At 69.3% G+C, this 9,530-nt stretch carries 7 protein-coding genes, 1 pseudogene and 1 CRISPR repeat array; all 8 genes and pseudogenes read left to right on the top strand.

Going from position 1 to position 9,530, the window contains the following annotated elements; genetic code table 11:
* Window positions 1-509: transposase (locus tag KJS59_RS29840; RefSeq protein ID WP_213457212.1), on the top strand; the 509-nt coding region annotated here is incomplete at its 5' end.
* 32 nt (window positions 510-541) lie between these two features.
* The gene (locus KJS59_RS29835) at window positions 542-1,054 is read left to right on the top strand and encodes an SDR family NAD(P)-dependent oxidoreductase (protein WP_283775933.1); all 513 of its coding nucleotides are present in this window, start codon (window positions 542-544) and stop codon (window positions 1,052-1,054) included.
* Between the two features lie 9 nt (window positions 1,055-1,063).
* Window positions 1,064-3,469, top strand: a complete 2,406-nt coding sequence (locus KJS59_RS29830) for an SUMF1/EgtB/PvdO family nonheme iron enzyme (protein ID WP_213457208.1) — start codon at window positions 1,064-1,066, stop codon at window positions 3,467-3,469.
* A gap of 5 nt (window positions 3,470-3,474) precedes the next feature.
* On the top strand, window positions 3,475-4,416 hold the full coding sequence (locus KJS59_RS29825; RefSeq protein ID WP_213457205.1) for a S66 peptidase family protein: 942 nt from the start codon (window positions 3,475-3,477) through the stop codon (window positions 4,414-4,416).
* Complete coding sequence (locus KJS59_RS29820) at window positions 4,413-5,288, top strand: DNA-3-methyladenine glycosylase family protein (RefSeq protein WP_213457203.1); 876 nt, start codon at window positions 4,413-4,415, stop codon at window positions 5,286-5,288. The genes KJS59_RS29825 and KJS59_RS29820 overlap by 4 nt, the downstream gene beginning before the upstream one ends.
* A gap of 57 nt (window positions 5,289-5,345) precedes the next feature.
* On the top strand, window positions 5,346-6,443 hold the full coding sequence (locus KJS59_RS29815) for a glycosyltransferase family 4 protein (protein ID WP_213457201.1): 1,098 nt from the start codon (window positions 5,346-5,348) through the stop codon (window positions 6,441-6,443).
* A 29-nt stretch (window positions 6,444-6,472) separates the two neighbouring features.
* Window positions 6,473-6,679, top strand: a pseudogene (locus KJS59_RS32395) (helix-turn-helix transcriptional regulator); the annotation flags it as partial.
* Window positions 6,680-6,731: 52 nt separating this feature from the next.
* Window positions 6,732-7,980: direct repeats of the CRISPR family, unit length 29 nt; unit sequence CGGAGCACCCCCACGGGCGTGGGGAGGAC.
* A gap of 123 nt (window positions 7,981-8,103) precedes the next feature.
* Window positions 8,104-9,530, top strand: a 1,427-nt coding sequence (locus tag KJS59_RS29805) for a CRISPR-associated endonuclease Cas3'' (RefSeq protein ID WP_213457199.1), incomplete at its 3' end; no start/stop codon positions are given.

Raw genomic sequence — 9,530 nt, 5'->3', positions numbered from 1 at the left:
GGCGGATGACCGCGACCCACCGTGGCCGCCGTGGCCGGGCCAGCGACCCCGAATGGCAGCTACGCAATCGCCTGACCCGTTCAGCGGCCCGCATGCACGCCCGGCACGTCGACCGCCTGGTCGACACCCTCACCGCCCTGCCCCGCAAGATCGGCACGCCGATCCTGGCAGCGTGGAACGCCAAGGAAGACCTGCTCGACCTGCTCGCCACCACGCGTGCCTATCCCGACCGGGAAACCATCACCGGGTTACTGCACCGCTTCTACGCCCGCTGCCCCGCCACTGACCTGCCCGAACTGCACCGGCTCGCCACCACGATCGAGACCTGGTGGCCCGAAATCCTCGCGTTCCTGCACACCGGGATCACCAACGCCAGCTCCGAAGGAACCAACCGCGTCATCAAGACCATCGCCCGCGATGCCTACGGCTTCCGCAACCCCGAAAATCAACGCCTACGAACCCGCGCCGCCACCACCCGCCGGCACCGCGGACACCTCAACCCCGCTTAAGTTCGAAGAGCCTTGATGCCGCCCCTGACCGGCTGGCCGTCGTGGTGTTCACCGTCGGGGTTGCGTCCTCCAAACGGCCGGTGGCGGATACACCCCTGGAGGAGTTCGCCCGGCTGTTCGCGGTGAACGCGCTCGGCCCGGTCACGGCCTGGCAGGCGCTCGCCGCGCGGGCACGTGCCGGGGCGGCCCGGCTGGTGGTGGTCAGCTCGGACACCGTGCGCGTGGCAGGGGGCGGCAATGGCGCGTACACCGCCTCCAAGGCGGGGTTGGAGGCGCTCGCGCTGACGCTGGCCAAGGAGGAGGCCCGGAACGGTGTGCGGGTCAACGTCGTCGCACCGTCGCTGGTCGCGTCCCCGCAGGCCGAGCAGATCCTCGCACTCAAGGGCGTCACCGACGTCAACGCGCACTATGCCGGCCTGCCCGCTGGCCGGGCGTTGACGGTGGAGGAGGTAGCGGGCGTGATCGCCGGGTTGGGCTGTGACCCGGTATGGGACTACGCCACCGGCACGGTGGTGCGGCTGGTCTTCGACATCGGGGCGCGGTAGGAGGCGACGATGACGGTCGGGTACATGCGCTGGCTGGCCGATCTCGAACGGCCGGACCTCGCCGGCGAGCCGGAGACCGAGGTCCTGGATATCGGCTTCGTCCCGGACGGGGCACGACTGCCCGGGTTGGCGTCGCTGGTGCAACGGCTCGCAGCCAGGCTCGGGGACGCGCAGGAGACACCAGCGAGGGTCACGGTGGTGGTAACGGCGGCGCTGGATGCCGCGAGCGCAGTGTACGCCAACGCCGACCAGGCCGAGACCACGCTGGCCGCCGCGCTGCGGGAACGGCTGTCCGCTGTTGACAGCCGGACGGGTCTGGTGCTGGTCCAGACCCTGCCCTACGCCGACCCGGTATCGGCGCACACCGTGAAGCAGGCGAATACGGCCGTGGCCGAGACGGCGACGGCCGCCGGTGCGGTGGTGGTGCCTGTGCATCGGCTGGCCGACCTCGACGTGCTGACCACTGGTGAGAACTTCCCGGCGGTGGCCGCCGGGTTGGAGGCGCTCGGCCGGCGCGACCGTGTCGGCTACCTGTGGAACCGTCTGGTGGACCTGGCCTGGGCGCACTGGCAGGCGCTCGCCCCGCATCTGGCTACCGCGCCCAAGGTGGTGTTGACCGACCTCGATGGAGTGCTGTGGCCCGGCACGGTGGCCGAGGACGGCCTGCCGGATGCGCTCACGGTCGGCGGGATCGTCGGGCAGCTCGGTCACCGGGTGTGGCGGCAGCACCTCGCCGGGCGGCAGCGGGGTGGCGTCCTGATGGCGGGCATCAGTAAGAACGACCCGGTCGAGGCGCAGGCCGCCCTCGATGGTGTTGATCCGGCCGTGCCGCTGGCGGAGCTGTGGGCAGCCCCGGACATCGACAAGACCGCCGCGATCACGTGGGCCTTGGGTTACTTCGACCAGATCGCCGCTCATCACGCGGTGTTCATCGACGACAACCCGGGCCAGCAGGAGCGCCTCCGTGCCGCGTACCCGGCGCTGCACGTGCCCGCGGTGGCGGCCACTCCGCTGCTGGTCAGCGACCTGTGTCGGCAGCTACATCCTGGCAGCGACCAGTCGCCGACGACCTCGGACCTGCAGCGGACCCGCTACTACCAGGCTCGGCGTAGTGGCGAACTCGTTCCGGAGATCGTGTGTATCGAGGACCCGGCCGACGAGGAGACCCTGCGGCGGCTCGCGCAGTTGCACGCCCGCACCAACCAGTTCAACATGACCACCCCGCGCCGCACCGCCGACCAGTTGGCGGCCCTGGTCACCGACCCGGCCTGGAGCGTCCTGGCGTTTCGGGTCACCTACCACGGCTCGGACCTCGCCGACGAGATCATCGGCTGCGCCGAGATCACCTACCCGACGGACGGCCCGGCCCGGCTGGACTCGTTCCTGGCAAGCTGCCGGCTGCTGTGGGCGGGAGCCCAGCGGCGCATGCTCGGCCAGGCCCAAGCCGTCGTGCTCGGCCGTAGCGTCAAGGAGCTGACCGCCCGATGGCAGCCCAACGGCCGCAACGAAACCTACGCCCAGTGGTACGCCCACCAGGACTGGGCCGAGCCAGTACCGGACGGGGCCGGGTGGTCGTTCACCGGGAGCACCGTCACCCGGGACGGGGAAAGCCCCGACGATCTTCTGACCGTCATGGCCCGGTATCTCGACGCCACCCTGCATCCGGCGCCCGAGAAGCCGGCACAGACCCGGCTGCGGGACAGCGACGGCGCAACCGAGGTGCTCGTCCCAGGCGGCCCGGCCACCCTAGGGCTTCGCGCGGAGGACCGCGCCGTGGTCCGGTCCGTGTTCGGGCTCGACCCCATCGGTGAAGATCCGCGGCCGGTCGACCTCACGCCGTTCTGGATGGATCAGCACCTGGTCAGCCGCGACATGTTCGCCGCCTTCCTCCGTACGGCCGATCGAGCAGAACAGGCCGCGGCTGTCGAAGCGACCGCCGAGCAGTACGTCCTCGGGCCGGTCGGGGATGTGCAACCAGCGTTCGGGACGGGGCAACTCCCGGCCGTCGTGCCCTGGGCCTGGGCGCAGCGCTACGCGCTGTGGGCCGGCGGCCGGCTGCCCACCGAGGACGAATGGGAGTTCGCCGCTCGCGGCACCGACGGCCGTTGGTTCCCCTGGGGCTCCGCCATGCCCGCGACGCCGCGTTGCTTCGCCCGAGGCTCGGCCCTTCATACGATTACCGCCAACTGTTGGGGGGCATCGCCGTTCGGAGTCGAGGACATGACCGGCCATGTATGGCAGTGGTGCTCCGGCAGCTACCGCGACCACCCGCAGTACCGAGGCGGCGACACCCGCGCCAACACCTACTTCCTGCGGACCACCGTGCGCCCCCTGGAATCCGCCGAGCACTGCGGGCACCTCGTGGGCTTCCGCGTTGTCCGCGACGCCGCACCAGACGATCAACCAGAAAGGTAGGGACGATGCCCACCTCGATCCGGCCGCCGGCCGCGCCGCCCGGCTCCACCGTGGCGGTGGTCGCCGCCTCATCCCCGGTGAGCAGCGACGACCTCGATCGGCTCGTCAGCTACCTGCACAGTCGCGGATACGAGGTGCGCACCTACCCAAGCTGCCGGGCCACCACCGGGTACCTCGCTGGCCCGGCCGGGCAACGCGCCGCTGACCTCAATGCCGCCTTCGCTGACCCGGACGTGCGGCTCATCGTGCCTGCCACCGGCGGCAAAGGTGCGGCGCACCTGCTGCCCCTGCTCGACTACGACGCCATTGCCGCCAACCCCACCATCTTGACCGGCATGTCCGACCCCTCCATCCTGCTCAATGCCATCTACGCCCGCACCGGCCTGCTCACCCTGCACGGCCCCTCCGGGTACGACTTCTTCCAACGCCCAGTACACGAGGAGACCGCCACCGCCTTCTTCGATGCCATCACCGGCGGCCTCACCGGTCGAGAAGTCCCCGGCAAGGACTGGAGGATCGCGCGCGGCCGGGGCGCCACCGTGCGAGGCCCGGTCGTCGGAGGCCACCTCGGCACGATCCGCGCGCTGGTCGGGACCGACTACCTGCCCGACCTCGACGGTGCCGTCCTGATCCTCGAAGAGGTCTTCGTGGGCTGGGTGGACATCGACGCCGCCCTCACCCACCTGCGGCTGGCCGGCGTGTTCGACCGGATCGCCGCGCTCGTCGTCGGCGTGCCCGTGGACACCAACCAGGCAGACGCACCCGACCCGACCTGGGACGACCTGATCGTACGTTGCGTCGGCGGAGCCTTCCCGGTGATCACCAATGTCGAGTTTGGGCACACACCCCGCAAGATCCCGCTGCCGATCGGCGGCGCGATCGAGCTGCACCTCGACAACGACAGCCCGGTCCTGCGCTACCGCGACGACCTGATCGAGGCCCGATGAGCGTCCACGACCTTGTCCTCGACCTGGACACCCACGTCGACTTCACCTACGCCCTGGAGACCTACCTGATCTATCCGTGGGTCCGCCACGGCGATGAGCTGGTCCGTCCGCTGCGTATCGGCCCCAAGGACGCCCACCACGCCGTCGCCCGGATCAGGCAGAGCGCACCGAACCAGCTCACCGCCCGGGTCACCATTGACGACGCCGTGCCCGATGGCATCGACCAGGTCCGCGCCGCGCTGGTGCGCTGCCTGCACCTCGACTACCCGTACGAGCAGATCGTTGCCCTCGCCGCCGGCGATCCGGTCCTGCAAGCCGCCGTCAACCACCGCGGCCTCGGTCGCGGCAAGCTCTACCCCGAGGTGTTCGAGGCACTGTGCGGGGTGGTCTGCGCCAAGCGCACCAACTTCAACCGGATCTACGCCATGATGCGCAACCTCGCCGCCGCCTTCGGGGAGCCCAGCGGCGAGACGGTGGCCGGCGAACCCGTGTACGTATTCCCGACACCGCCCATGATGTCCACCGCCACCGACGAAGAACTCCGCGAATGCAAGGTCGGGTTCCGCGCGAAAGACCTCACCAACGTCGCCGGCTACCTCACCGAGGTCGGCTACACCTGGGTGGACTGGCGCAGCCGTCCACCGGTTGAGGTGATTGCCGATCTGCTCGGCGTCAAGGGTGTCGGCCCCTACACCGCGAACCTCACCGCGAACCTCGTCTACGGCAGCGGAGGAACCCCCACGTCGACACCTACGTCATCGACGTCATCGGCCGGCTCTACCTGGACAACCCCAACCCCACCCCGGAGGCGGTCGCCGACTTCATCGACCAACGCTGGGGACAGCTCGGCGAACACGTCCTCGACTTCCTGACCACCGACACGGAACAGTGGGTCAGCACCATCGGCAAGACCGTGGGGGTGCGCTCCGGTGCCCGGAACTGACACCCGAATCCGGGTCGCGATCGACGCCCGCTACTGGCGAGGCAGCTTCCAGACCGGCGTCGAACGCTACATCCTGCTCCTGCTCGAAGCCCTCGGCACTGTGCACGAGCACGTCCACACCGCCGTAGTGGTCCGCGACAGCGAGCGGGCCGCGTTCCCCGCCGACGCCTACCCGCACGTCCAGGTGCTCACCGTCAGCACCCGCCACGCCCACGCCCTGACCCGAGCGCTACGCGGCTTCGAGCCCGACCTCGTGCACTACCCGTTCGACCTACCCCGCCAGTTCGACCACCCCGCCGTCTACACACTGCACGACCCCGGCCGCTACCTGTACCCCGAGCTGATGGTCAAACGCATCCGCGAGGAAGACAACGACCTGCTACGCGACCAACTCCACCACCCGCAGCTCCGCGCGATCATCACCGTCTCCCACTCCAGCCGCGCCGACATCGTCAACGTCTTCGGCGAACCCACGCAGCCGCTGACCGTCGTGCCGAACTTCATCGACAGCCGTTTCGCCGCCCAACTCCACCACGCCCGCACCACGGCCCGACCGCCAGCACAGCCGTTCCTGCTCGCCGTCGGCGTCTACATCCCCACCAAGAACATCCCCCGCCTGGTCCGCGCCTTCCGACTCGCCCGACAAGCCGCCCCCGACACCGTGCCCCCGCAACTGAAACTCGTCGGCCGGCTCGGCTGGGAACGCGGCTTCCCTACCAACGGCGCGCCCGACATCGCCGTCCTCGGCCACATCGACAACCAACTCCTAGCGCAACACTTCGCCACCTGCACCGCGTTCATCTGGCCCTCGTTCTACGAAGGCTTCGGACTGCCCGTCCACGAGGCGCTGGCCGCAGGCGCACCCGTGCTGACCGCCGACATCCCGGTCAACCGCGAGATAGCTGGTGACCTGGTCACCTACACCGACCCATACGACGATGACCAGATGGCAAAGGCCATCGTCACCCGCTGCCAGCAGCCCTCGCCCTCGGCAAAGGGCGTCGCCGAGCACCTCGCCCACTACACGGCCGCGACCGCCGGCACCGCCCTCCTCGACACCTATCGCCGCGCGGTCGATCGATGATCTAGCCACCACACGCCGCAACCCTGACAATGGTGACAGTCGCCAGGTCAGGAGCAATCGTGGTCAACCAGCGCTATGCCCGCCACATCGGCATCGTGCAGCAACTACGGTCCAAGAGCTGGGTCTCGACCACCGCACTCGCCACCCGCTTCGATGTCAGCGTCCGCACCATCTACCGCGACATCGAGGAACTGAACACCGCCGGGCTGCCCATCGAGTCCGTCGCCGGCCGCGAGGGCGGCTACCGGCTCAGCGCCGAAAGCCCCGTCGACCCGCTGATCATGGACGCGGACGACCCTTACGGGCGTGGGGAGGACGAGACCCCGACCAGGGCGCCGGCCAAGCCCACCGGAGCACCCCCACGGGCGTGGGGAGGACGCCGGCGGCCAGGTCCGGGGTGTAGCCGACGGAGCACCCCCACGGGCGTGGGGAGGACCACCTGTTCACGAGCGTGGGCTACGCGATCGGCGGAGCACCCCCACGGGCGTGGGGAGGACACGGTGACCCGCCCGTCGTGGTCGCCAATCAGCGGAGCACCCCCACGGGCGTGGGGAGGACCTCAGCTCCTGCGCGGTCATCGTGCTCGTGTCCGGAGCACCCCCACGGGCGTGGGGAGGACGTTCGGGGTGCACGCCGCCACGGTGATGTTGATCGGAGCACCCCCACGGGCGTGGGGAGGACTGGACGGCATGGATGCGCCACGTAGCGTCGGCCGGAGCACCCCCACGGGCGTGGGGAGGACCCCTTGCCGACGTGCCGCATGGACCCCTTGGGCGGAGCACCCCCACGGGCGTGGGGAGGACGCCTTCGGGTCAGCGGACGCATCGCGGACGGAGGGAGCACCCCCACGGGCGTGGGGAGGACAGCCGCAGCGGCGCCTCGAGGATGGTCAGCCACGGAGCACCCCCACGGGCGTGGGGAGGACCCGATCACCGCATCGAGGGTGATCGGGATGTTCGGAGCACCCCCACGGGCGTGGGGAGGACCTCGGCCTGGGTGTCCCGCGTGCCTACACGGAAGGAGCACCCCCACGGGCGTGGGGAGGACAGGAAGAAGCCACCCAGAGCCTCACCGAGCGGCGGAGCACCCCCACGGGCGTGGGGAGGAGACTCCGCGCCCAGCACGCCGAGGCCCGACAGGACCGGAGCACCCCCACGGGCGTGGGGAGGACTCGGCCGCCGTCAGTCGCGCGACCAGCGCGGCCGGAGCACCCCCACGGGCGTGGGGAGGACCCGGTTTCCACCAGCTTGAAGACTCCCGACAGCGGAGCACCCCCACGGGCGTGGGGAGGACCTCGACGGCCCGCGCGACCTGCGTGACCTGGTCGGAGCACCCCCACGGGCGTGGGGAGGACCTCCACCAGCACGGCTTTGTAGGTGATGCTGGCGGAGCACCCCCACGGGCGTGGGGAGGACGTCCGGGCGGTGTTGATCGCCGTCCAGGTCGCCGGAGCACCCCCACGGGCGTGGGGAGGACACCAACGCCCTCGGCACCGACCGGCTGCATGTCGGAGCACCCCCACGGGCGTGGGGAGGACCCTTCGTGAACTGGGACTTTATCGGGGTGGTTGAGGGACCTGGTTCGGTAGGGGGTGTCTTGTCGTACCGCTGTGTTGTGCTGTGGGCCTCGATTGCTTCGTCTTGTTGGTGGGGGCTGGCTGGTGGATCGCGACATAGATGTGGATCTTCGGATCTGGGGTAAGGAGCGGGGGCTTTCCGCTCCGTATCCGTTGTTGTGGCATTTGGTGGATACGGCGGCGGTGGCTGGAGCGGTCTGGCGTCTTTACCTGACGGCGGGTCAGCGGCGTTTCATCGCTCGTGGGCTGGGCGTTAATGAGGGCCAGGCGAAGCTCCTCGTCATGCTTTGGGCCGGTCTGCATGATCTTGGTAAGGCGACGCCGGGGTTTCAGGCGCAGTGTGAGGCGACATTCGCGCTGCTTCGCGGCGATCCAGCGTACGGTGGTGACGCCGGCCGTCGGGATCTGGGACATGAACGGGCATCGCAGGTCGCTGTTATGCGGTTGCTGGACCAGGGCGGCCCGTTGGCGCGTGAGCCGAGGAGCGGACGGCCTGGCTTCCGGGTGGCGCAGATGCTTGGTGGGCATCATGGCCGGTTTTTCCGTTCACCCGTGCGCGATCCGGCGGTTGGCCAGCTTGGTGGGGGTGGGTGGGCTGTTCAGCGGCAGGTGCTGGTTCGTACGCTCACTGCGGCGTTGGGGAGTCCAGTTTTGCCTGCGCGGATCGACGCTAACGTCGCGGTGCTGGTCACTGGTCTGATCATCCTCGCGGACTGGCTGGCCAGTCAGGAGCATTTCCTGAGGCGGCAGCTGTCGCGAGTTCCGACTGGGTCGTCGACCGAGGTCATCGCCGCGCATCTGGCCGGTTTGCAGGATGATGCGGCTGCCCTGTTGCGGGAGGCCGGGCTTGGCGTTCCGCTGTTGCGGCAGGCGAGTTTCGAGGAGCTTTTCCCCTTCGAGCCGAACGCGTTGCAGCGGTCGGTGCAGGACGAGTTACTGCCTCGGATTGACGGGCCGGGTCTGCTTGTCATGACCGCTGCGACCGGGGATGGGAAGACAGAGGCGGCGCTGCTTGCATCGTTGGTTCTGGCTGAGCGTTCCGGCGCGAGTGGTTTCTACTTCGCGTTGCCGACGATGGCTACTGCCGATCAGATGTATGGCCGGGTCAAGGAGTTCACTGCTCGCGTCGCGGAAGGGCCGACAGCGGTCACCTTGCTGCACAGCATGTCCTGGCTGAGTGCTGCGTACACGAAGTCGTCCACAGGCCACCTGGGCGAGGGTAGCGGCGTCGTCTCCGACAAAGAGGCCCTCGTGTTGGTTCCTCAGTGGTTGCGGGGGCGTAAGCGGGGGCTGCTTGCTGGGCTGAGCACGGGCACGATCGACCAGGCGCTGATGGCTTCGCTGACGACCCGGCATAACGCTCTGCGACTGCTTGGCCTGTCCGGCAAGGTGTTCATCGTCGATGAAGCGCATGCGTACGACGACTATATGCGGGCGGTTCTGTGCAAGCTGCTCACCTGGCTGGGGTCGATGGGCTGCTCGGTCGTTCTGCTGTCCGCGACCCTGCCGGC

Origin of the sequence: Rhizomonospora bruguierae, assembly GCF_018397995.1 — a bacterium.
Taxonomy (GTDB): Bacteria; Actinomycetota; Actinomycetes; order Mycobacteriales; family Micromonosporaceae; genus Rhizomonospora; species Rhizomonospora bruguierae.
This window is presented reverse-complemented; position numbering and strand designations above follow the sequence as displayed.

What these genes read in the sequence shown, in the direction of transcription:
- KJS59_RS29820 (WP_213457203.1), top strand. Translation starts at nt 4,413, where the DNA reads ATGAGCGTCCACGACCTTGTCCTCGACCTGGACACCCACGTCGACTTC.
- KJS59_RS29825 (WP_213457205.1), top strand. Translation starts at nt 3,475, where the DNA reads ATGCCCACCTCGATCCGGCCGCCGGCCGCGCCGCCCGGCTCCACCGTG.
- KJS59_RS29830 (WP_213457208.1), top strand. Translation starts at nt 1,064, where the DNA reads ATGACGGTCGGGTACATGCGCTGGCTGGCCGATCTCGAACGGCCGGAC.